This is a genomic window from Vibrio sp. Hep-1b-8, from assembly GCF_006124995.1.
Taxonomy (GTDB): Bacteria; Pseudomonadota; Gammaproteobacteria; order Enterobacterales; family Vibrionaceae; genus Vibrio.
Window position 1 is genome coordinate 1 of sequence record NZ_QEWN01000029.1, and the last position, 21,521, is coordinate 21,521.

General features: G+C 44.9%; 23 protein-coding genes and 3 tRNA genes. 9 read left to right on the top strand and 17 right to left on the bottom strand.

Annotation, left to right across the window (positions count from 1 at the left end):
- Positions 1–46 precede the first annotated feature (46 nt).
- Both DA100_RS06955 and DA100_RS06960 read left to right on the top strand, forming a co-directional pair.
- Positions 47–123, top strand: a tRNA-Met gene (locus DA100_RS06955).
- A gap of 53 nt (positions 124–176) precedes the next feature.
- Positions 177–261: transfer RNA gene (locus tag DA100_RS06960), tRNA-Leu, on the top strand.
- A gap of 153 nt (positions 262–414) precedes the next feature.
- On the opposite strand, the gene DA100_RS06965 is transcribed toward DA100_RS06960, so the two are convergent.
- The 4 genes from DA100_RS06965 to flgK all read right to left on the bottom strand — a co-directional run bounded on the left by DA100_RS06965 (position 415) and on the right by flgK (position 6,634).
- The gene (locus DA100_RS06965) at positions 415–1,548 is read right to left on the bottom strand and encodes a flagellin (RefSeq protein WP_138971518.1); all 1,134 of its coding nucleotides are present in this window, start codon (positions 1,546–1,548) and stop codon (positions 415–417) included.
- 491 nt (positions 1,549–2,039) lie between these two features.
- On the bottom strand, positions 2,040–3,185 hold the full coding sequence (locus DA100_RS06970) for a flagellin (RefSeq protein ID WP_138971519.1): 1,146 nt from the start codon (positions 3,183–3,185) through the stop codon (positions 2,040–2,042).
- Positions 3,186–3,555: 370 nt separating this feature from the next.
- A complete protein-coding gene (gene flgL, locus DA100_RS06975) occupies positions 3,556–4,749 on the bottom strand; it encodes a flagellar hook-associated protein FlgL (RefSeq protein ID WP_138971520.1) in 1,194 nt (397 codons plus the stop codon).
- 10 nt (positions 4,750–4,759) lie between these two features.
- Entirely contained in the window at positions 4,760–6,634 is a 1,875-nt protein-coding gene (gene flgK / locus DA100_RS06980) for a flagellar hook-associated protein FlgK (protein ID WP_138971521.1), read from the bottom strand.
- 62 nt (positions 6,635–6,696) lie between these two features.
- Here flgK and DA100_RS20875 point away from each other — a divergent pair, with 62 nt between their 5' ends.
- Complete coding sequence (locus DA100_RS20875) at positions 6,697–6,849, top strand: hypothetical protein (protein ID WP_171052161.1); 153 nt, start codon at positions 6,697–6,699, stop codon at positions 6,847–6,849.
- Positions 6,850–6,991: 142 nt separating this feature from the next.
- Here DA100_RS20875 and flgJ read toward each other — a convergent pair whose 3' ends face one another.
- The 11 genes from flgJ to DA100_RS07035 all read right to left on the bottom strand — a co-directional run bounded on the left by flgJ (position 6,992) and on the right by DA100_RS07035 (position 16,534).
- A complete protein-coding gene (flgJ, locus tag DA100_RS06985; RefSeq protein WP_138971522.1) occupies positions 6,992–7,906 on the bottom strand; it encodes a flagellar assembly peptidoglycan hydrolase FlgJ in 915 nt (304 codons plus the stop codon).
- A 10-nt stretch (positions 7,907–7,916) separates the two neighbouring features.
- Positions 7,917–9,008 carry a flagellar basal body P-ring protein FlgI gene (locus DA100_RS06990; protein WP_138971523.1) on the bottom strand — a complete coding sequence of 364 codons (1,092 nt, stop codon included), beginning with the start codon at positions 9,006–9,008 and terminating at the stop codon, positions 7,917–7,919.
- Between the two features lie 67 nt (positions 9,009–9,075).
- A complete protein-coding gene (gene flgH / locus DA100_RS06995; RefSeq protein WP_138971524.1) occupies positions 9,076–9,855 on the bottom strand; it encodes a flagellar basal body L-ring protein FlgH in 780 nt (259 codons plus the stop codon).
- Positions 9,856–9,870: 15 nt separating this feature from the next.
- Positions 9,871–10,659, bottom strand: coding sequence for a flagellar basal-body rod protein FlgG (flgG, locus tag DA100_RS07000; protein ID WP_006881569.1), 789 nt, complete (start codon positions 10,657–10,659; stop codon positions 9,871–9,873).
- A gap of 19 nt (positions 10,660–10,678) precedes the next feature.
- Positions 10,679–11,428, bottom strand: coding sequence for a flagellar basal-body rod protein FlgF (gene flgF / locus DA100_RS07005; protein WP_138971525.1), 750 nt, complete (start codon positions 11,426–11,428; stop codon positions 10,679–10,681).
- A 205-nt stretch (positions 11,429–11,633) separates the two neighbouring features.
- Entirely contained in the window at positions 11,634–12,938 is a 1,305-nt protein-coding gene (gene flgE / locus DA100_RS07010; protein WP_138971526.1) for a flagellar hook protein FlgE, read from the bottom strand.
- A gap of 43 nt (positions 12,939–12,981) precedes the next feature.
- Positions 12,982–13,695 (bottom strand): flagellar hook assembly protein FlgD, encoded by a 714-nt coding sequence (gene flgD / locus DA100_RS07015; RefSeq protein WP_138971527.1) that lies wholly within the window; start codon positions 13,693–13,695, stop codon positions 12,982–12,984.
- A 17-nt stretch (positions 13,696–13,712) separates the two neighbouring features.
- Entirely contained in the window at positions 13,713–14,129 is a 417-nt protein-coding gene (gene flgC / locus DA100_RS07020; protein ID WP_138971528.1) for a flagellar basal body rod protein FlgC, read from the bottom strand.
- A 4-nt stretch (positions 14,130–14,133) separates the two neighbouring features.
- Positions 14,134–14,529 (bottom strand): flagellar basal body rod protein FlgB, encoded by a 396-nt coding sequence (gene flgB, locus DA100_RS07025; protein ID WP_138971529.1) that lies wholly within the window; start codon positions 14,527–14,529, stop codon positions 14,134–14,136.
- Positions 14,530–14,767: 238 nt separating this feature from the next.
- Positions 14,768–15,595: a protein-glutamate O-methyltransferase gene (locus DA100_RS07030; protein WP_138971530.1), complete on the bottom strand. Its 828-nt coding sequence runs from the start codon at positions 15,593–15,595 to the stop codon at positions 14,768–14,770.
- Between the two features lie 12 nt (positions 15,596–15,607).
- Positions 15,608–16,534 (bottom strand): chemotaxis protein CheV, encoded by a 927-nt coding sequence (locus DA100_RS07035; RefSeq protein ID WP_138971531.1) that lies wholly within the window; start codon positions 16,532–16,534, stop codon positions 15,608–15,610.
- Positions 16,535–16,611: 77 nt separating this feature from the next.
- Between DA100_RS07035 and flgA the strand changes: the two genes are divergently transcribed.
- From flgA to flgN, 3 genes are all read left to right on the top strand, one after another.
- The gene (flgA, locus tag DA100_RS07040; RefSeq protein ID WP_138971532.1) at positions 16,612–17,358 is read left to right on the top strand and encodes a flagellar basal body P-ring formation chaperone FlgA; all 747 of its coding nucleotides are present in this window, start codon (positions 16,612–16,614) and stop codon (positions 17,356–17,358) included.
- An 81-nt stretch (positions 17,359–17,439) separates the two neighbouring features.
- Positions 17,440–17,754 carry a flagellar biosynthesis anti-sigma factor FlgM gene (gene flgM, locus DA100_RS07045; protein WP_138971533.1) on the top strand — a complete coding sequence of 105 codons (315 nt, stop codon included), beginning with the start codon at positions 17,440–17,442 and terminating at the stop codon, positions 17,752–17,754.
- 18 nt (positions 17,755–17,772) lie between these two features.
- Positions 17,773–18,198, top strand: a complete 426-nt coding sequence (gene flgN / locus DA100_RS07050) for a flagellar export chaperone FlgN (RefSeq protein WP_138971534.1) — start codon at positions 17,773–17,775, stop codon at positions 18,196–18,198.
- Between the two features lie 62 nt (positions 18,199–18,260).
- Here flgN and flgP read toward each other — a convergent pair whose 3' ends face one another.
- Complete coding sequence (gene flgP / locus DA100_RS07055) at positions 18,261–18,692, bottom strand: flagellar assembly lipoprotein FlgP (RefSeq protein ID WP_138971535.1); 432 nt, start codon at positions 18,690–18,692, stop codon at positions 18,261–18,263.
- Positions 18,693–18,700: 8 nt separating this feature from the next.
- A complete protein-coding gene (locus tag DA100_RS07060; RefSeq protein WP_138971536.1) occupies positions 18,701–19,336 on the bottom strand; it encodes a FlgO family outer membrane protein in 636 nt (211 codons plus the stop codon).
- 163 nt (positions 19,337–19,499) lie between these two features.
- Between DA100_RS07060 and DA100_RS07065 the strand changes: the two genes are divergently transcribed.
- The 3 genes from DA100_RS07065 (at position 19,500) to DA100_RS07075 (ending at position 21,519) form a co-directional block, all read left to right on the top strand.
- On the top strand, positions 19,500–20,633 hold the full coding sequence (locus DA100_RS07065; RefSeq protein ID WP_138971537.1) for a flagellar assembly protein FlgT: 1,134 nt from the start codon (positions 19,500–19,502) through the stop codon (positions 20,631–20,633).
- 52 nt (positions 20,634–20,685) lie between these two features.
- Positions 20,686–20,762: transfer RNA gene (locus tag DA100_RS07070), tRNA-Arg, on the top strand.
- A gap of 250 nt (positions 20,763–21,012) precedes the next feature.
- Positions 21,013–21,519, top strand: coding sequence for a Fe3+-citrate ABC transporter substrate-binding protein (locus tag DA100_RS07075; protein WP_138971538.1), 507 nt, complete (start codon positions 21,013–21,015; stop codon positions 21,517–21,519).
- Positions 21,520–21,521 lie beyond the last annotated feature (2 nt).

Genomic DNA, 21,521 nt, shown 5'->3' on the forward strand with positions numbered 1-21,521 from the left:
GTGTGAGAGTTCAAGTCTCTCTTTCCGCACCATCCTTAATCACTATGGCTACGTAGCTCAGCTGGTTAGAGCACATCACTCATAATGATGGGGTCACAGGTTCGAATCCCGTCGTAGCCACCATATACAACGTTATCTTGATTTTACCAATTATCAGGATAACTACAGAATACGATGCGGAAATGGCGGAATTGGTAGACGCACCAGATTTAGGTTCTGGCGCCGCAAGGTGTGAGAGTTCAAGTCTCTCTTTCCGCACCATTCTTTATAAAACCCAGCTTTTAGCTGGGTTTTGTTCTATCTACTCTATGGAAAATTTGGTCGACGAACGATGTCGAGAGATAAAAAAAACCCAGCCGAAGCCGGGTTTTCACTTAAGTCATGACTTTATAAGTTTCTAAAGAGTTCAGCTCTTTAGCCTAAAAGCCCCAACGCTGAGTTGGGCGCTTGCTTTGCTTGTGCAAGAACAGAACTAGAAGCTTGAGTAAGAATCTGAGACTTAGTCAATGCCGTTGTTTCTTTAGCAAAGTCAGTGTCTTTGATTCGACTATTAGATGCGTTCACATTCTCATTGATGTTTTCTAAGTTGTTGATCGCATGATTGAAACGGTTTTGGAATGCACCAAGCTCAGCGCGATGACTATCTACAAACTTCAATGCAGCATCAACAATAGCTACCGACTCTTGAGCTCCAGCTACCGACGTAACATCAATAGTATCGACCGTAACGGCTTGAGCTGCACCAAAGCTTAACTCACCTGCTAGAGAGCCTCCAAACGTTGCTGCGCCATCAACTCTATTATTATCTGTAAATAGCTGTAAGTTACCCTCTTCACCAACAGACGCTTTCACAAGGTCAGTTTGACCGTTGATGTAAGTTGCGAGCTCTTCAATATCGTCACCTTCTTTGGCATTGATAGTGATATTTTGCGCTTCACCAAACTTATCTGTTAGGGAAATAGTTAGATCGTTAGCACCGGATTGCACAGACCAATCTTTGCCTTGGCCATTCGCTGCCACATAGCTGTTACCACCCATCATCACGTTATCACTACGCATGTTGTTCATGGTTAGCATTACCGCCTCACCGTTATCAGCACCAATCTGGAATGACTTAGTTGCAAACGTACCATTGAGAAGCTTATTACCACCAAATGAGGTTGTTTCAGCAATTCGATTTAGCTCATCATTCAGTGCTGTTACTTCCTCTTGGATAGCAACACGCTCTGACTTCGAGTTAGAGCCGTTAGCTGATTGAAGTGATAGATCACGCATACGTTGTAGGATGTTGGTTGTTTCGTTCATGGCACCTTCAGCTGTTTGTGCCATCGAAATACCATCGTTTGCGTTACGTACTGCGACGTCTAAACCTCGGCTTTGTACATTCAAACGGTTAGAAATTTGTAGACCCGCAGCGTCATCTTTTGCGCTGTTGATCTTAAAACCGGATGAAAGTCTTTCCATCGACGCTTGTTGAGCAGTTGAAGCGCTATTTAAGTAGCGTTGTGCTGTCATTGCCGCGACGTTTGTATTTACATTAACCGCCATAGTGGTTCTCCTATTGATTTCCGTAGACCGGAGGTAAAGGTTTCCGACGTCTCGGCAAACCAATTAGTTCTCTCAAAGTAACCTTATTAGCGACGTTAATCTGATTAACTTTAGAGCTATTTGGTCAATTTCTATAAAAAAATGGGGTTAACCGTAGCAGATTGATGCGGTTAGCAGATATGAACTTAATTGCTAAAGAAATAGGAACTTCAGCCGATAACGCGCGTTTTCGCTGTCGAGGGAGTAAATTTGAAGATAGTTTTCTTTAGGCAAAAGAAAAGCCCCTTTTCCTTTGAGAGAACCGGGGCTATTTGGTAGCCAATGCCAATATGGAGATCGAGAGAAATGATCACAGCCTGGCTGCCGCGCTACATAGGTGACTCCAGTGATGGAGCAGTGAGAGAGAGAACTCCATTACCTAATCACCTATGTTTGCCGTCAAACTTCCACTAACCCTACGTCTAGGTTTACGTTAGTGAAAAGGTTGACCACTACTGCAATAGTGACATTGCAGAGTTTGGCAACTGTTTTGCTTGAGCAAGTATTGAAGTACCTGCTTGTTGCAGAATTTGTGCTTTTGTCATCGCCGTAGTCTCTTTCGCGAAATCAGTATCGCGGATTCGACTGTTCGATGCTTCTACGTTTTCTTGGATGTTGGCCAAGTTGTTGATGCTGTGGCTTAGACGGTTTTGTTTCGCACCTAAATCAGCACGTTGTGAATCTACGTACTTCAGTGCCGCATCCACAATACCTACCGCGTTTTGAGCGCCACCAACCGAACGAACATCGATGTTCTGTACTGTTGTTTGCACACCAGGACCACCGTTTAGGCCAAGTTCACTTGCAAGACCACCTGAGATGTTCAGGTTACCCTCTAAATTAGGCTCTGCGGCAAAGATCTGCAGTCTTCCATCTTGGTTTACAGACGCTTTAAACTTGTCTGTTTGGCCGTTGATGTAAGTTGCAAGCTCTTCGATGTCGTCACCTTCTTTAGCGATAATATCGAGTGTCACTGCTTCACCATCTTTCGTCGTGAACTCAAACTTCAAATCTTTTGCTGCGCTTGGTACACCCCAGTCTTTATCTTTGGCTTTCTCAGGGTCAGAGATAAAAGTTTGTCCGCCCATACGGAAATCGTCTGCACGTACACTGGTTAAGCCCATGATGATCGCTTCACCTGAACTCGCACCGATCTGGAATGATGCTTCGCCAAATGAACCATTAAGCAGTTTACGACCACCAAATGATGTTGTTTCCGCGATACGGTTTAATTCATCTTGCAGTGCCGCTACTTCTTCATGTAGAGCTTGGCGCTCTGACGCAGAGTTAGTACCGTTTGCTGATTGTAGTGACAAGTCACGGATACGTTGAAGAATCGATGTTGACTCATTCATTGCACCTTCAGCTGTCTGGGCAATAGAAATACCGTCGTTGGCATTACGCATTGCTACGTCAAGACCACGAGACTGAGCCGTTAATCGGTTCGAAATCTGTAGGCCAGCCGCATCATCTTTTGCACTGTTGATCTGTTGACCAGAAGACAAACGCTCCATAGAGGTATTCAGATCACCCGTTGCTTTGTTTAGGTAACGCTGGGCTGTCATCGCCGAAACGTTAGTATTTACTGTAATGGTCATAGTTTGCTCTCCTATTGAGTTCGCAAGTGCTTGCGAAGCGGCCAGCTTTGTCTCATTTGGAAGCACTGACCGTAAATGCCTTGCTAAGCAGATCGATTACCTGCTTAAAACTAATTTGTTTAACTCTCAATTAACTGATTCAAGTTGTGTGCCAATTTTAAAAATCCGGAAAATAAATTTATTTATCCTTATTTATTAGCAACTTGAATCTAGTGATTGCAAATTATCCTAATTGAACAAATTACACTCACCGCCTGCGGCAAGCTCGTTGCCGCTCTTTTGCCACCTGACTTGCCACTCATCGTGGTTTCGTTTTGCTGGCAAACTACATCTATCTCGCTCTTATGGCATGGCGCATAAGGCATTGAGATTAGATGTAGTTAAATAGTGTTAAGTCTTTGGTTTTACCAAACGCTTGTTGTGACGCTTGTAGTGCTCGCGAGTTCTCGTTGAATTCGATAATCGCTTCTGCATAATCCAGATCTTCAAAATTACTTTTTGATTTAGCCAACGTCATTTTGAAGTCGTCATGCTGCTCTTCTTGGATATCAAGTGTATTTAGCCTTGCACCCACATCCGTGCGCGCCTTGTTCAAATGAATGAAAGCGGCATGGAACTCTTGTGTAATCTGATGTAACTGAGCGGTGTTGGATGCGTCTGATACCGAACCTCGTGAATACTCCATCGCATCTTTAAACGTTTCAAACACACTGAAGGTACGTCTCGGCTCTAAGCTGATCTCATCACCTTTGGTAATCTGGCCTTTGACCTGAATTTTCACGCCTTCGTATTGAATGCCTTTGGCAGGGTCAAAGGTGTCTGCTTTAACGACTGAACCATCACGTTCCAACTGGTATCCATATTTGCCGTCGGGCATATCGACAAAAGTGACTTTATAGGTCGACTGATCGTCTGGATTAATGTTGATAGCACGCTCTAGTAAAAGTTCTGATGCGTCTTTTAGGTTGTACTTAGGTTCAAAATCACCAAATGGATTGTCTATTTCCATAAACAGCTTGCTGCCTGGATCATTGATCGGCATTTCTAAGCTGTTGGAGATCTTCATCTTGCGTTGATAGTCATCGCCTGCATACACCACCTCTCCATCCTTATCACGGAAGAATGGTTGGTTTTTAGGTTTAGTACCGGCAAAGATATAGTTGCCGGATTCATCTTGAACATTGACCAAGTTGAGGAAGTTATTGGCAATCTCTTGGACCTCTCTACGCTTCGCTAATCGGTCTTCTGGTGATAAGGCACCATTGATCATTTCCATCACCGTGCGTTTCGCTTCATCAGCAAACTGTTCCGCATTGGAGATAATGACCTCATGGTGCTCTAGACGATTACGAGTCAACAAAATCGCATCAGTAAACTGACGTAATTGCTCTTTTTGCTGACCAATGTTTTGGATGTAATGCGTTGCCAGTGGATCATCACTGGCTTTCATTAACTTTTTACCCGACGCTAACTGCGCCTGATTATGGTGGACTTTCGCTTCTGAACGACGCAAATCATTCTGTACTGATTGATAGTTATGGAAGCTAGAAATACGGTTCATCATTTATGCCTCCTTATCTCAACGCTAGAATGGTGTTAAAGGTATCATTTGCCGCCTGCATGATGCGTGAAGAAGCCATATACGCTTGCTGGAACTTCATCATGTTTGCCGCTTCCTCATCGAGGTTAACGCCAGAAATCGACGCTACGCGTTCCTGCGCAGCTTCTTTTTCCAAACGCGACACATCTGTCAGCCTTGAAGCGGTCGACATCTGCAAACCAACGTTTGTATTGAGGTTGTGATAGATATCCAGAATGGTCGATTCGCCATCATTGAGCTTTTTATCGGTCTGGATGTTTTGCATTTTTAGTAAGTTGCCGTTGTCACCTTCTGAAGGGACAAGGTTTGCCGTAAACTTGTCATTCGGCAATGCACCATCGGTCAACTCAAATGAGGTGCCCTGCACTGTCACAACACCCGATGGTGGGTAGTCTCGTGGATCAAGCAGTATATTGCCTTTGGTGTCAGTAACGGCAAACTGTTTGCCGTCCGGTGAGATGATGACTTCAAACTCACGTAATGTGCCCGCTTGTTCAATACTGAACTTCGCCTTGCCTTGAGCAAAGGTTGTGGATGCTTCATAACTTTGTGCGGCAATATCACTTGGGTCATTCGTTGCCATCTTCATCTGTGCCGCGCCACTGCGCGTCGGACGCAACAGAACGCGCTCTCCAGACTCTAGATCCTTACGAATATCGATACGGATACCGTCAAGTGTGATGGCATTGTCGACAACGGGAACAATAAATTGCTCTCCAGAAGGACGCGTTATGTAGTAATCCCCGCCCGTGTATTGCAGAGAGTACTCGCCACCAACTAACTTGCTGGTATCTTCAATAAACACCGCAACATCAGCACTTGAATTCGATGACGTCACGACTCTAGACTTTGCCACCACATCAGAGTTCACATCGGTAAACATCAGACCACCAATGTTGCCTCTTAAATCAAGACCTTGAGACTGGAGCTTGTTGACTTGGTATGAGAATGAAGTTGCTAATCGTCCTAACTCATCCATCAATTCTGGAATTTTCTCATCACGCATCGAGAGCATAGCTCCGATTTTGCCATCAATATCCTTGGTGGTAATCGCCTTGATACCTTTACCTTCAATCATGGCAAGACGACGCTGATGAACATCTGGATAACCATCAATCATCTTGAGTTCACTCGCTTCAGTTCCTGAAACAAGGGTGTGTCCATTACCAATGTGAATATTGAAACCTTCAGCGTTTTTACGTGGCGTGACGGTTACCTTGGTGTACTCAGACAGTTCCGCGACCAGTTTTTCATGGGTATCCATCAAATCATTATGTGGCCCAGGTGTACGCATCATCAATCGATGTAAGTCTCTAATTTCCAAAGCAAGTTGATTGACACGCTCTATGCCGAGCTCAAGTTTTTTATTAGTGACATCGGATTGACGACGGATAGTTTCATGGAAATCATTAAGGTTTTGCGTAATCAGATTCGCTTTCTCTAACACAACCTTACGTGCGCCCACATCATTCGGACTGTCTGCGAGTGATTTCACTCCATCGAACCATTCATTAAGATTTTCAGGAATTTTTTTCGATGCCACTGAAGAGAGCATGCTAGATAGCATCTCTAAATTGCCTTCGTCATCGACTTTATGCGCATAGTTAGTGGTAGAGACATTGAGTTCATTGACGGCAAACTGATCCCAAGAGCGGCGAACTTTTTCCACATGGACACCCATACCGTAGGTTTCCCCACCGTATTGGCGTGGCATGTTTGTGCCTTGTATCACCGACTGACGGCTGTAACCCTCTGTATTTACATTAGAGATGTTATGACCAGTGGTGTTGAGTTGTCTCTGAGCCGTCAGTACGCTTTGCGAACCAAGATTCAGAAGATCAGACGCCATATTGCCCCCAAGAAACCTTTAAAAATCAGTGTTAACTGAATATCTGAATTAAGATTTGCAATATGTGTGCCAAAGCGAGAAGCGAGAAGCGAGAAGCGAGAAGCGAGAAGCGAGAAGCGAGAAGCGAGAAGCGAGAAGCGAGAAGCGAGAAGCGAGAAGCGAGAAGCGAGAAGATTCTGAAAGGGCTGACAGTTCATGCCAACACTTTTCTTTAAATTCAGATAATTAGACTCAAATATTAGCCTGCACTGCCTGCAACTTTCGACTCACTCACCACCAGCTCCTCTCGAAGGACGAAGTCCGTTCTCGACTCTCGGTGCGAAGCGAGCTAGTTCTCCATCGGGCGCAGCCCTCGAGTTACATCTGATCAATCCGCGCCTTAACGCTTAGTACCTTATCAGCATAACGAGGATCGGTCGCGTAGCCAGCTTGATGAATGCCACGGATAAACTCTTCATTGTTTCCGCCATGGCGAAGTGCAGTGGTGTAACGAGGGTTTTGATTGAGAAAACGAACATAGTCGTTAAAGCTCTCTTCATAACTTTGATAAGAGCGAAATGCTGCGTGTTCTTTGACTGGCACCCCTTGATGGTACTCAAGAGTTTGTGTCGCAACACGGTCACCTGACCAACTACGGTCAGCTTTAATATTGAACAGGTTATTACTGCTGCCGGCCGCGTTGTTCACCACCTTTTGGCCCCAGCCGGTTTCAAGTGCGGCTTGAGCAAGCAACAATGAAGAATCAATGCCTAATGCACGAGCTGCTTTCTCTGCATAAGGCTTCATTGATGCGACAAACGACTCAGGCGAGTCAAATCGAGAAGGCTCTTTAGTTGCAGCAACTGCGGTTGGTGCTGAAGCGGTATTGGCTTGCTGTTGACGGATACGATCGACTCTTTCCATCATTGTTTCAAAATCAGCGTTGCGTGCGTTGGCGTTCTGGTTTTCAACCTTACCTGAAGTCAGCTGAGCAATAATCATATCGGCTAAGCCCAGAGAGCCTGATGCACTCAACTCACTCGCCATCTGCTCATCCATCATCTGACGATAGAATTGTTGGTTTTGGCTATCCATCAAGCCAGACTCAAATGTGGAGTTAGCGTCACGCATTGACTTAAATAGCATGTTAGTGAAGATAGCTTCGAACTGTTTCGCGGCAGCAGCCAGCGCTTCTTTTTCACTCCCCTCATCACCTTCAACCGCTTTCTTACGCAGTTTATCTAGGTTAGCGATATCATGAATAAAACCGATGTCATTACCGTTGTTAATCATGTTCTACTCCTTAGATAACAATGAGTTGGCCTTCGATTGCACCCGCTTGTTTGAGTGCTTGAAGGATTGCCATTAAATCCGAAGGTGCAGCGCCAACTTCGTTCACCGCGCGAACGAGATCATCGAGCGTCAGACCTGGCTCAAACTTAAACATCTTGCCCTGCTCTTCAGTGACTTCAATGTCAGTATCCGGTACCACAACCGTCTCACCACCACCAAAAGCATTAGGTTGGCTAACATTGAGGTTTTCTTTAATCGCCACTGTCATGCCGCCATGTGTGACTGCCGCAGGTTTAAGTCGTACGTGCTTACCAACCACGATAGTGCCAGTGCGCGAGTTAACAATGATTTTTGCGGAGCCGTCTGCTGGGTCAAACTCAATGTTCTCAATCGCAGATAGGTAAGCAACGCGTTGTGTAACATCACGAGGTGCACGGACTTTGACGGAAGTTGCATCGACCGCCGATGCCATTTGAGGACCGAGGAAGTTATTTACCGCATCAGCCATACGCTGTGCAGTTGTAAAATCTGATTCAAGCAAGTTAAAGGTAATGTAGTCGCCACGGCTAAATGGCGTTGGTATTTCACGTTCGACCATCGCGCCGTTTGAAATCATACCTGCCGCCGGATTATTCCCAACAATTTTCGAACCATCCGCACCCGAGGCACTAAAACCGCTCACCACCAAATTGCCTTGGGCAACGGCATAAATTTGCCCGTCGAGACCCTTTAGCATCGTCTGCATTAAGGTACCGCCACGTAAGCTTTTTGCCGATCCAATTGAAGAGACCGTCACGTCGATGGTTTGTCCTTGCTTAGAAAATGCAGGCAGCTCAGCGGTAACGATAACGGCAGCCACGTTTTTACTTTTCGGTTTCGTACCTGGTGGCATCTGAATACCAAAGTTCTGCAACATGGCGTTAAAGCTCTGATCGGTAAAGGGAGTGGATTCTCCAGTACCTGGCAGACCTGTAACCAGACCATAACCGACCAGTTGGTTGCTACGAACACCAGCGACCTGAGCAACGTCTTTGATGCGTGCTGCTTGCGCTGAAGCCGCGAGGACCAACAAGCTTGTAAATAGGAGAAACAACTTTTTCATGACCATACCTTTACTCTAACTCTTTGCCATCTTTACTGTCGTGCCAAAAAAGCGGCATCAGATGGATTTAGAGAGATACATTAAAGAATCGTGCCAAGAAACCTGGCTCTTGCATATCTTGCTGTGTTCCTGTACCTGAGTACTGAATTCTTGCGTTTGATATGCGGTTTGACGCAATAGTGTTGTCGTAATCAATATCATCAGGACGAATCGTTCCGCTGAGTCGGATATATTCATCGCCAGTATTAAGTGTCAACCACTTCTCACCACGTATGACCAAGTTGCCGTTCGCCAGTACTTCAATCACTTCAACTGTAATTGAACCAGAAATGCTGTTACTTTGATTTGCCGCGGCACTGCCACTGAATTTATTGTCGTTGCTTAAATTGTACGAAAAGTTGTAGTCACCAATATTAAGTTGCTGACCACCCACTTCTAGTGGATCCATCGACGCATCATTGTTTTTAGATAGATCTGCGTCAGAGCTTTTTGCCGCTTTAGTGCTTTCATCTAGCGTAACCGTGATGATGTCGCCAATACCGCGTGGTTTGGAATCGTCATATAGGCTGGTAGTTTGAGCCATGTTAAACAGCGATCCCGTTTCCGCCGCATAATGCTCAGGACGATGTGTCGGATGTATCGGTGCCCATGCAGGGTCCCCCGCAACAGGGTCAGCTCGACCGCGCAATGTATCGATAACGCCTGCGCTTTCGTCATTCGATTTGTCCCCTTCGACCGCGTCAACGGTTGTGGTTCCTTGAACGACATCAGGAGTTTCAATCGGTGGCTCAAGCATAGTACAGCCCGAAACAACTGTAAGAGCGAAAAGTGCGAGTAATCGATTCATTGCCCTATCCCTAAATTAAAGCTGCTGGTTAACAAAGCTCATCATCTTGTCTACCGCAGAGATGACTTTGGAGTTCATTTCATAAACACGCTGAGCTTCGATCATATTGACCAGCTCTTCCGTCACGTTGACGTTTGATGTTTCTAACATTGACTGTCTTACTTCACCGAAACCGTCGAAACCAGGAACACCTTCTTGTGGATCACCACTAGCACCTGTCGGTAGGTATAAGTTTTGGCCAATAGGTTCTAAACCACCTGGGTTGACGAAATCTACCGTCGCGATCTGGCCAACCACTTGGTTATCTTGCTGGCCTCGCACGCGAACTGAGACTTCACCGTCGGTACCGATCGTGACACTAATCGCGTCCTCAGGGATGGCAATTTCTGGCTCTAAGGCGTAACCCGCACCAGAGGTGACAATAACGCCTTCATCATTGACAGTGAACTGACCGTTACGTGTATAACCGATGTTGCCATCTGGCATCAGGATCTGGAAGAAACCATCACCCTCAATCATCATATCGAGACTGTTGTTTGTTGTTTGAGTGTTACCCTGAGTGTGAACTTTTTGCGTCGCCACTACTTTAGAACCCGCGCCTAACATCAGGCCGCTTGGCAGTTCTGTATTTTGCGATGACTGACCACCTGGCTGATTGATGTTCTGGTAGAACAAGTCTTCAAAAACGGCGCGGCTCTTTTTGTAACCTACCGTTGATGCGTTAGCCAAGTTGTTTGAAATTGTTGAAATATTGGTTTGCTGAGCGTCTAACCCAGTCTTACTTACCCATAGTGCCGGATGCATAACCTTCTCCTAAAATTTGTTAGCTCATACGAAGCAGAGAGTCAGATGCTTTGTCCATATCTTCTGCGGTGCTCATCATTTTCACTTGCATTTCAAACTGACGTTGCAAGTCAATCAGGCTAGTCATCTCGCCAATTGCATTGACGTTGCTGCCTTCAATTGCGCCTGTGAGCAGTTTTACACCGGCATCCGCTTCGTATGCCGCATTAGGATCTTTTGCACGGAACAAGCCGTTTACATCTTTGAATAGTGATTGATTATTGGTGCTAGTGAGCTTGATTCGATCAACGATTTCTATTGCATCTGCCGGAGCTCCTTGAGGAACAACCGAGATGGTGCCATCGTTGCCGATTTCAATTTTGCTGACCGGAATTGGCAGAGTAATTGGCGCACCTGCTTCACCAAGAACAAGATTGCCGTTGCCACTCACCAACATACCGTTAACGTCAACTTTTAAGTTGCCATCGCGTGTTAGGCCTTCTTTGCCAGTTTTATCGAGAACCGACATCCAGCCTTGACCTTGGATGGTAACGTCGAGATCTCGTCCTGTCGTGATCACGCTACCTTGTTGAAAATTATGTCCCGGACGTTCAGTCATGCTAAACACGCGACTTGGTAAACCATCGCCATATGCTTGCATTGAACGAGCTTGCGCCAAATCAGCACGAAAGCCCGTAGTACTGACGTTCGCCAAGTTGTTTGCTCTAAGCTGTAGCGCTTGCATATTCTGCTTGGCTCCGCTCATCGCTAGAAACAGTGCACGATCCATAATTTGCTCCAAAAATCACAATTCAGATCAATGAAAGCAACTTATGTGCCAATATTAATTTTCCTTTATTATCAATAAACTAAACTGAAAGCGGCAAAAGTAGAAAGGAGTAAGAGGAGTGCATTGCCTGTTGCGGCAACAATAGCAAGCTGATGATTGCCACCAGCTTGCTAAACAGATGATTGCGAGCATCGCTAAATAGAGATTAACGAATCTGTAGGATGTTTTGTTGCGTTTGGTTATGAACTTCAAGTGAACGAGAGTTCGCTTGGAAGTTACGCTGCGCAGAGATCAAGTCGACAAGTTCTTGAGTCATATCGATGTTTGACTGTTCTAGTGTACCACTACTGATGGTACCAAAAGAGCCTTTATTCGATTCACCCCAGATTTTATCGCCAGAGAACTGAGTCGCATCCCATTGCGTACCGCCCTTCTTATCTAAGCCTTGCTCGTTTGCGACACGAACCAGCGCCACACGACCTAAGATGATATTTTCGCCGTTTGAGTAAGTGCCAAGCACACTACCGTTCTCGTCGAAATCCACTTTGGTCAAGAAGCCAGTTGTTGCGCCATCTTCATCGAATTTGGTCAATTCAAATGGTGCCGCGAACTGTGTCGCATCTTGCAGGCCAAAAGATAAAGTTTGGTTAACGTCAGCACCATTTAGTTCAATTGGGTTTGCTCCGGTACCCAAGGCTTCAGAAACAATGTTCTGACCGCTGTTTAGGCTAGCAAGCGTACCATCGTTGTTAAACTTCATTGTGTGACCAACGTGTCCTGTCGGCGCTGTCGCATCACCGCCTAAAATATTTATCGGTTTCTCACCTGCTTTGTCAGTCACAGTGTAGTAAGTTTGCCACGTATTTGGCTGTGTTTGATCTTTCAGATAATAGGTCGTTAACTTGTACGACTGACCCATAGAGTCATAGATCGTCGAAGACGTTGAACGGTTGTATGTTTCAGGATCTGAGTAATCAAATAACGCAGGGTCTTTCAGTTCACCACCAGCAGGCAGGTTTACACCGACTTCAATGTTTGCTGTCTGCTTAGGCTTACCAAATTCCTTCGGAATGTTGATCGGTGATGGCTCGTATGAAAGTACATCGCCAGTATCTTTATTCACTTGATAACCAAGCAGGAACTCATCATTCGCTGTTACCATGTAGTTATCTTTGTTCAGGTGGAACGCACCGTTACGCGTTAACTCATTGGTGGTTGGAGAAAGACGATCTTTCGCCACCGCGAAGAAGCCTGTACCGCCGATGCGTAGATCCATTGGGTTGTTAGTATAAATACTTGAACCTTCGTGAAACTGCTGAGCGACCTTCGCCGCTTGTACACCTTGTCCAGGTGTCGTCTTAGCGTGAGTGAACAGTGAATTCGAGTAAACATCACCGAACTCAGCACGAGACTCTTTAAAGCCATACGTGTTCGCGTTGGCAATGTTGTTACTGGTTGTATTCAAGTCTAATTGAGCAGCGGATAAACCACTTAGTGCAACATATGACATTCCAAAATCTCCTATCTAGCTAGCATAACGACTTAATTAAGAGTTACGCCTTACCAACTTCTAGTACTTCAGCAAGTCGAACTGGCGACTCAAAGCCAGCCAGATTGAGTAGTACGTTACCATCGCCTTTACCAAGGAGAACACTATTGACGTTTGCATAGGTCGAAACCTCAAACTCTTTCGCTTCTCCATCTAGCAAACCAGATGCTTTCACATTGTATTTGCCAGCCGGCAATGGGTTACCGTTTTGATCTTTGCCGTCCCATACAACTCGGTTATCGCCACCAGGCTTTGAACCGACATCGAAGGTACGAACAAGCTGCCCCATTTGATCTTCTATTCTCACCATCAAGTTATCGACGGCTTGAGGAAGTTTGATCATAGCAGCCATACTGCCGTTATCGTTTTTCACGCCAGCAGCACCAGGGACCAAGACGTCACGCCCTACTAAAGAGGACGCCTGTAGCGCTTGGTTTGATGTCATCGAAGTGTTCAGTGTTTCAAACTGATTGTTCATCTTCCCAATGCCATCTACCGTCGCGAATGACGCCATTTGTGCAATCATCTGGTCATTACTGACCGGCTTAAACGGGTCTTGCTGGGCAAGTTGCTTGGTGAGCAAAGATAAGAAGTCTTCTTGCTTAAGTTCCTGCTTACCTGTTGTCTCGCTCGGCTTATTCTTGTCCTGAAGCTGTTTAAGCTGATCGATATAGGACAAGCCGCTTTGACCAACATTATTATTAATGCCTCCGGCCATACGTTACCTCCTTATCCCTATTGACCCATCTGCAGCGTACGCAGCAGCATTTGTTTACTTGCATCTGCTAATTGAACGTTCGTTTGGTAAGAACGTGAAGCAGAAATCATGTTTGCCATTTCTTCCATCACATTGACATTAGGCTTGTAGATATAGCCCTCATCATTTGCGAGTGGGTGATCAGGGTTGTACTCCGCGGTAAGCGGTTTATCGCTTTCTATAATACCCATCACTTTCACTGGCACGGTATGGTCGCGGCCATACTTTGCCTTACTTAACTCAGCACCAAATACAGCATGACGCGCCTTATAAGTATCTTTTGCAGAGCTAGAGATACTGTCCGCGTTAGCCAAATTACTAGAGGTAGTATTTAGACGAACGGATTCAGCGCTCATGGCAGAACCAGTTACATTGAATACGTTAAATAAGCTCATCTATCTATTCCCCTTTAATTGCTTTCGTTAAGTTCTTGAATTTACTTCCTAAGAAGTCGAGTGATGCTTGGTGTCTGATTTGGTTTTGCATAAACAAGTTACGCTCTAAATCCACATCAACCGTGTTGCCATCACCGGTGTCAGGTTGTGTTGGAAGACGATACATTACTTCCCCTGTCACTTGGGTAGAGGCAGGTATGTGCCGACCATCAGTACGGCTAAGACCAATGCTTGCCCCCGAGGTTGCCGCCTGCAATGCCTTCTGGAAATCCATCCCTTTTGATTTAAAACCAGGTGTGTTCGATTGAGCAATGTTGGTGGAGATCACCTCAGCATTGCGCTCACGTACGCCCACCGTGTGCTGGTGGATACCTAATGCGTTGTCAAAAGAAATAGCCATGTTGACCTCTACTCAAAGAACTGACCGTTATTATTAAATATAAAGCAATTAGCGTACCAACTTTTAAAATCGTTCCACTGTTACTTCATTTTTTACTGAGCAATAACCACGCCAACTTTACATGTTGTTCGCAGCTAGGTGAGATTTTGGAATTACTCAATCAAAAGTATACAAGCAACTTTTTCCGTCGTACAAAAAAGCCCAGCACTATGGCTGGGCTTAATAAAACAGCATTTAACTATTTAAGCTTGTAGATGATTCCTGGATTACATCTGACCATCTCAAATCGATCCGTTAATCCGGTTAACGACTCTGATGCCCCGAGCAGCAGATAACCACCTGGATTTAAACTGTTGGCCATTTGATTAAGCACTTGAGACTTCATTTCCGGTGAGAAGTAAATCAATACGTTGCGGCAAAAAATAATGTCAAACTTACCGAGCAATGCGTAGCTATCCATTAAGTTTTGCGGTCTAAAGTTAACCAGACGCTTAACGTTATCTTTAACCTTCATTCGACCATCGCCCGCATCTTCAAAGAAAGTGCGACGGCGCTCTGGAGAAAGTCCTCTCCCCAACGCTAGGTTGTCATACACGCCTGCTCGACACATATCAAGCATGCTTGCAGAGATATCCGTTGCGGTAATCGCAACGCTAGGCAACATGCCTGGCTTGCGTTGCTGAGTCTCTATGATGGTCATCGCCATTGAATAAGGCTCTTGACCTGATGAACTCGCGGCAGACCAAATCTTAATTGGTCTTTTGTTTGCCGCGACTTCTGGCAACAACTTGTTCGCCAGTACTTCGAACGGATAGCTATCTCGAAACCAAAGCGTCTCATTTGTCGTCATCGCATCAACAGCAGCAACACGCAACTCACGATTGCGTCCCGTCACTACGTCTCTCAGCAAATCAGACAACGAAGCCAGCTTGAACTTGGTGACAAGTGGGCTTAGTCGGCTTCTTACCAAATACTGCTTACTGTCCCCAAGAACAATACCGCATTGTGACTCTAAGAAACGGCTGAAATCACGATATTCTTGATCGCTTATAGTTATTGCTGTCATCAACTTCTCTTTTTATTTTGTAAGTGCAGTTTTCACCGCATTACCAAGCTCATCGGGGTTAAATTTGGCAATAAAAGCGTTTGCCCCAACTCGTTCAACCATAGCTTGGTTAAATACACCACTAAGTGATGAGTGAAGAATAACATAAAGATCTTTCAGATCAGGATTACGGCGTACTTCCGCAGTCAATGTATAACCGTCCATTTCTGGCATCTCGATATCAGAGATAACCAGAGATATCTGATCATAAATACTGCTTTCAGATGCCATTTCCACAAGCTTTTCATAAGCCTCTTTGCCATCTTTCACAGCAACGACGTCGAAACCTAAGGAAGTAATTGCACGCTCAACTTGCTTACGTGCCACGGTAGAGTCGTCAGCAATAAGTATACGACGTACAATTTCTTTTTCCGTTTCCGCCTGCGCAATTTCTTCACCAATGGATGCGTCCATCGTTTCATCAACAGGCGCAATCTCTGCCAGTATTTTTTCTACATCGAGAATTTCTACTAACTCATTATCGATATTCGTTACAGCCGTCAGGTAGTTCGCTTTGCCTGCTCCATCTGGTGGCGGCAAAATCGCCTCCCAGTGCATATTAATAATGCGCTCGACTGAAGTAACTAAGAAAGCCTGAATTGTTCGGTTAAACTCTGCAATTACAACAAACGCTTTTTCAACGTCCATTGTCGGACGGCCACCAATAGCTAAACTTAAATCAATGACTGAAACTGTATGGCCACGAATATGGGCAACCCCTTTCACTAAAGGGTGCAAGTTTGGCATTGAAGTAAGTTTAGGACACTGGAGAACCTCTTTTACTTTAAATACGTTGATTCCATAACGCTGACGCCCCATTAGGCGAAAGGTTAGGAGTTCTAATCGGTTTTGACCGACGAGTTGCGTACGCTGATTCACAGAATCAAGAATACCCGTCATAAGCTCATCTCCATCTCAAACTTTCATGCTAAAAAAGTGGTAGTCTACTGTAGACCATGAAAAACCAGAGAAACAAAATGACATATCCTAAATCACTCTTGTGCTCATTTTCCATAACTAATTGTAGAGCTTTCTATAAAAAGTTTTGTAAGTCTATCGGCTTTTTATTCTTTTTCTTTAGTTTTTCAGCGACATCCGCGACAGAAAACCAAATTGCGCAGATTCAGCAAGCAGCCGAAGAGTACATTTTGTCCACAATTGAGTGGCCTACTGGTGGTACCTTACAGGCGACCGCTGCTAGCGTTGATAGCCGAATATTCGCTACTGACTGCCCCGCCCCGTTAGAGACTTCCTCCTCCTCTACCAATCCTAGTGCAAGTAACATCACTGTGCTCGTCGAATGTCCTGATGACAGTTGGCGAGTCTATGTACCTGTAAGATTAGTTCGAACTGGACCACAAGTCGTGCTGACCACTGCACTTTCTCGTGGGCAACTGATCTCTGGGCAAGATGTCGCTATTAATATGGTAGACTTGCAACGCTTTAGGCGGCAAGGCTTTTCCTCAGTTGATGCTGTTATTGGCGCAAAAGCCAAAAAAAATCTCCGTGCTGGAGAAATTCTTGAAGAACAAGATATTTGTGTAGTCTGCCGCAATGAAACCGTGACAATAAAAGCGGTGAAATCCGGTATGACAATCACAACAAAAGGCGTCGCTCTAACGGATGGTTCACATGGTGAACAGATTAGAGTGAAAAATAGTAAATCCAACCGTATAATTGAAGGGCGTGTATCTGGAATTTCGGAAGTGACGGTAATTTTTTAACTGGTTAGAAAAAAAGCTAAAGTTCTTACCCTAGTAGTCGATATTGACAGTACAAGTTCTAATTCGTAAAAGGCTCAACATATGGCAGGTATTGATAATATTCGTTCAGGGCAACCTCTTTCTACATCGACGAGGCACTCTGTACGTAACGACAGCACTCAAACGAGCGGTTCTGAATCCGCAAAGAAGTCGTCTGTCGCGCAAGATGCAGTTTCACTTAGCTCACAAGGAAAAGCGGTGGGAGAAATGCACAATCAAATGGTCAGCCAACCTAGTTTCGACAAAGCAAAGGTTGCGGCAATTAAAGAGGCTATCGCGAATGGCTCCTACTCAGTTGATCCTGAAAAACTTGCTGATAACATGATGAAGTTCGAAAAAGAATTGGGCGGATTCTAAACCAAGAGATATCTGTAAATGGCAGCACTGCAAGGACTAGTTGAATTCCAATTAAAAAATGCACAAGAACTGAGTGAAGTCCTTGTGTTGGAAAAGCACGCTATCGCTAATCGACTATCCAAAGATATTGAACAGATTGCCAAACAAAAGATTACGCTTATTGAGCAACTTCAAACGACTGATGATCGTATTCGTCGCCACCCTGAAGTGGAGACTCTTACCACCAACCCAGAGTTGAGCCCTCTGGTAGAACAGATAAGAGCGCTTATTAGCCAATGCCAACAAGCTAACGATATTAATGGTCAAGCTCTCCAGCGTGCCCAATTGAGTTTTAACAAACTCAACAATCTGATGAAACAGTCACAAGGGAAACTTGGTATGACTTATACATCTGAAGGGCAAACCAAAAATATCACCACTTTGGGCACAAATATCAAAGCCTAAAAGCATTCAATAAAAAAGCGGCAATGATTGCCGCTTTTTTTGTATCAGAGAGAATGGGTAAGTTAGAAAAGAGTTTGCTGCCTTTTTTCAGGTACTTGCTGAACTTCGCCGTAATCACGCAGCTTGTTCATTTTCTGGATATCAAGACGCAGTTCAGTGACATAACTATCCCCGACTTTGTAACTTCTGACGACTTCCGCACCACGGATAACGCCATCTACCGCCCCGGATGTGAGCTCTGTACCTAGACGTTGGTCTTGCAAATCAGCTCGACCACTCACGCGCATGCCGTAGACCTGCTCAGCAAGTTCACGATAAGCATCGATCTTCGAAGCACGCATCGCACGTACTTGCTTCTCTTCCTCGTTACGTCCTTTCTGTTCACTAATACTGGCGTAGCCAACAGCCGTTAACCAGTCACCAGGACGCATGTTACTTAACGGCTGACAACCGACCATTATGAGAACGACAGCAAGGAGTAATAGCTTTTTCATCTCGGCTCCTACGGGCGTAAAATCACGGTGTAAGGTTGGGTAATCGTTGGGTCTGAGCGAATTAATACACCATCTTGAGTACGAATACTATTAAGGGTATCAAGATCTCGACCAATTCGATCTGCGGGTAAGAAGCCTTGAGCTGTAGCGACAACAACGCGAGATTGCATCCCTACCACACGGGCGTTCACAATGACACCGCCCTCTTGGCGCAGCATTGTCCCTGTCAGTACATATTGGATATCTTGCTCTTGAGCCAGATCTTTCCAATCTCGGCTAAATGCAAAGTCACCCTGATGAGTCACTTGAATAGAGCCTGTCGTTTTAAAGTCTACAACTTTAAAACCACGACGCTGGAACTGGTGAATAAAACCTTCTGATACCGAATTACCTAGCCAGTTTGTCGCATCCATATTTTGTAGATCTACAAATGATGTGACGGCAATAGGTGTCCGTGCAGAAACACTGGTGTTAGAAACCATCAAGTCTTCGGTCATACTCTCCACAAAGAAGTCAAGAGTATGACGCGGACTCTCCATCAGCATAAACTGAGAACCCGCATAAGGTTCTTTACCATTGTATATTGGGGCATAGGCACAAGCGGTTAAAAACACCACTGGAACTAGCGTTAGCCATTTTTTCATTCTCTAATCTCCGATACATTAAGGCCTAAAATGTCGTTTCTTTTAGCTCTCTTCTAAAAGTGGAACATTCCTTGCTTTTCTAATTATGCAACTATTCAGAAAGGCAATGCCTAAATCAGCTAAGATTAAATAAGCAAAAAATGAACCAACTTGGTAAACAAACATGAAAAAATCGCTTCTGAAGCTCTTTTCAACCGTATTCATCAGCCTCATTGCTAATTCAGCGTTGGCAGGTTGGTATGAAGTGACTGGCACAGCCACTGTCGTGTCGTCCGAAGAGGTAGCTAGAATCCATGCGTTAGAAGATGCGCTCTACAAAGCCGTCCGATTCTCTGGCGCGGATATAGGCAGCATTGCAAACCTTCGTCCGCTGTTGGAAAGTGAACGCAAAGAGTACCAATTCACGAATAGTGAAGTACGTTACATCTTGGTTGAAGAGCAAAAGACACGTCGCGGAGTGATGTTTGTCAGAGCAAGGGTAGACATTTACCCATCGGCAACCAGTTGCCACGTTGAGCAGTACAAAAAGACGTTTTTGGTCGGCAACATTGCTCTTGCCTCTCCTAGCCAAGCGGTCATGGGGCAAATTTATGATGTGGGTGATGACTTTGCCAATGTTATTAACCGCCAACTGGATCAGGAATCAGCCAACTTTATCTCCGTTGGCACCACTGACTATGAAATCAGTAAAAAGTACCCAGAACGCCTTAAAATGATTGCCCAAGATACTGGCGCACAGTACATCATCGGCGGAGTGATTACGGATTTAACCGCAACCATTGAGCAAAACCTGATTAAGGACGACATTATTAATCGTCAGTTTGCTCTGGAAATGACGGTATTCGATGGTAAGACAGGTAATGAGGTTTATAACCGCAACTATCGCGAAGTCGCACGCTGGCCTTTCGCTAAAACCAGCCAAGTTGACACCAAAAGTGCTCGTTTTTGGGCTTCTACTTACGGAGATATGATGCTTCGAGTAAGCCGAAATATCATGCTCGACTTAGAATCAGAAGTGTCATGTAAAATCACGCTTCCAGAAGTGGTCGCCAAATGGGGAAATACCATTACCATGGATCTCGGTAGAATTCATGGTGTGGAACCTGGTGATAAATTGCAGTTGTGGCATACCGGTTCGTTTATCGACCAACGTGGACTTCCACGTAACAAAGTCACCGAAACAGACATCACTTTAACGGTCTCACGTGTTTATGAGAACGAAGCAGAACTCACCATCGATCAAGCGGAACTTGCTGGCAGCATCCAGATTGGCGATGTAATGCACAAGCTGTTGTAAAACCACCACAATGAGCTTAACTTCTGGATTGAAATCAGTATCATAGCGTTACGCTCCCGTGGCACAGCTGGATAGCGCGATCCCCTCCTAAGGGATAGGTCACAGGTTCGAATCCTGTCGGGAGCGCCATATTTAAAGGGCTAGAAAGTTAGTAACTACTAGCCCCATTCAGTCGATGTGCAGATTGCCCTTGTCTCAATGTCGATTCAATTGACAAGTTTCACACACTTCCCTTACTCAAGCTGAAACTATTCAAACTACACTCATATTTCAGCCTTGTTTTCAGCATAAGAAACCCGTACATCCTTACAAACAAACCTTCAACATTTGGATACAATCATCTAAAATAGTTATTAATAAAGTTATCGATAGCGAAAGAATGAAAAAGAGTAACTTAGAGACGAACACTGGTCACCGCTTCATCTCAAAAGCTAAAACAGCCTATAAAATCCATATCCACACTCCGGACGACAAAGTTCTTCACCGCTCTGTGGGCTACATTCGTATAGGTGAAATGAAAGGACTGAAGAAGGCCATTAAGCTTCGCAATGAGCTGGGCAGTAAAATGTGGGGAAAGTTTTGGCGTAAGTTACTGAAAGATCCTTACCTGATGACGCGATTACCTCACTCTCTGGAACCCAAGATAATTTTCAAACCCCGGCCAACAAAGGAAAATCCAGCGGCAAAAGATGAGTGCTATATTGCGGCATGGCGTAACTACGATGAGCACGGCAAACTAATTTACAAAAGTGTCGTTTGCTCAATAAAGAAACATGGCCGTTTAGCTGCCTACACAAAGACGAAAAAAGCGCTGTTAGAAGCAAACAAAGAGAACCTCGAAATTCTCGAGTTTATGGGACGATTGAATAGCATCGATCTTAAGTAATT

Excerpts from the sequence above, each read along its gene's own strand:
- flgP (WP_138971535.1), bottom strand. The coding sequence starts at position 18,692 with ATGAAAAAGCTATTACTCCTTGCTGTCGTTCTCATAATGGTCGGTTGT.
- flgH (WP_138971524.1), bottom strand. The coding sequence starts at position 9,855 with ATGAATCGATTACTCGCACTTTTCGCTCTTACAGTTGTTTCGGGCTGT.
- DA100_RS20875 (WP_171052161.1), top strand. The coding sequence starts at position 6,697 with ATGTGTGCCAAAGCGAGAAGCGAGAAGCGAGAAGCGAGAAGCGAGAAG.
- DA100_RS06970 (WP_138971519.1), bottom strand. The coding sequence starts at position 3,185 with ATGACCATTACAGTAAATACTAACGTTTCGGCGATGACAGCCCAGCGT.
- flgF (WP_138971525.1), bottom strand. The coding sequence starts at position 11,428 with ATGGATCGTGCACTGTTTCTAGCGATGAGCGGAGCCAAGCAGAATATG.
- flgB (WP_138971529.1), bottom strand. The coding sequence starts at position 14,529 with ATGGCTATTTCTTTTGACAACGCATTAGGTATCCACCAGCACACGGTG.
- DA100_RS07065 (WP_138971537.1), top strand. The coding sequence starts at position 19,500 with ATGAAAAAATCGCTTCTGAAGCTCTTTTCAACCGTATTCATCAGCCTC.
- flgM (WP_138971533.1), top strand. The coding sequence starts at position 17,440 with ATGGCAGGTATTGATAATATTCGTTCAGGGCAACCTCTTTCTACATCG.
- flgL (WP_138971520.1), bottom strand. The coding sequence starts at position 4,749 with ATGATGAACCGTATTTCTAGCTTCCATAACTATCAATCAGTACAGAAT.
- flgJ (WP_138971522.1), bottom strand. The coding sequence starts at position 7,906 with ATGATTAACAACGGTAATGACATCGGTTTTATTCATGATATCGCTAAC.
- flgG (WP_006881569.1), bottom strand. The coding sequence starts at position 10,659 with ATGCATCCGGCACTATGGGTAAGTAAGACTGGGTTAGACGCTCAGCAA.
- flgD (WP_138971527.1), bottom strand. The coding sequence starts at position 13,695 with ATGGCCGGAGGCATTAATAATAATGTTGGTCAAAGCGGCTTGTCCTAT.
- DA100_RS07030 (WP_138971530.1), bottom strand. The coding sequence starts at position 15,595 with ATGACAGCAATAACTATAAGCGATCAAGAATATCGTGATTTCAGCCGT.
- DA100_RS07035 (WP_138971531.1), bottom strand. The coding sequence starts at position 16,534 with ATGACGGGTATTCTTGATTCTGTGAATCAGCGTACGCAACTCGTCGGT.
- flgE (WP_138971526.1), bottom strand. The coding sequence starts at position 12,938 with ATGTCATATGTTGCACTAAGTGGTTTATCCGCTGCTCAATTAGACTTG.
- flgK (WP_138971521.1), bottom strand. The coding sequence starts at position 6,634 with ATGGCGTCTGATCTTCTGAATCTTGGTTCGCAAAGCGTACTGACGGCT.
- DA100_RS06965 (WP_138971518.1), bottom strand. The coding sequence starts at position 1,548 with ATGGCGGTTAATGTAAATACAAACGTCGCGGCAATGACAGCACAACGC.
- flgC (WP_138971528.1), bottom strand. The coding sequence starts at position 14,129 with ATGAGCTTATTTAACGTATTCAATGTAACTGGTTCTGCCATGAGCGCT.
- DA100_RS06990 (WP_138971523.1), bottom strand. The coding sequence starts at position 9,008 with ATGAAAAAGTTGTTTCTCCTATTTACAAGCTTGTTGGTCCTCGCGGCT.
- flgN (WP_138971534.1), top strand. The coding sequence starts at position 17,773 with ATGGCAGCACTGCAAGGACTAGTTGAATTCCAATTAAAAAATGCACAA.
- DA100_RS07060 (WP_138971536.1), bottom strand. The coding sequence starts at position 19,336 with ATGAAAAAATGGCTAACGCTAGTTCCAGTGGTGTTTTTAACCGCTTGT.
- flgA (WP_138971532.1), top strand. The coding sequence starts at position 16,612 with ATGACATATCCTAAATCACTCTTGTGCTCATTTTCCATAACTAATTGT.
- DA100_RS07075 (WP_138971538.1), top strand. The coding sequence starts at position 21,013 with ATGAAAAAGAGTAACTTAGAGACGAACACTGGTCACCGCTTCATCTCA.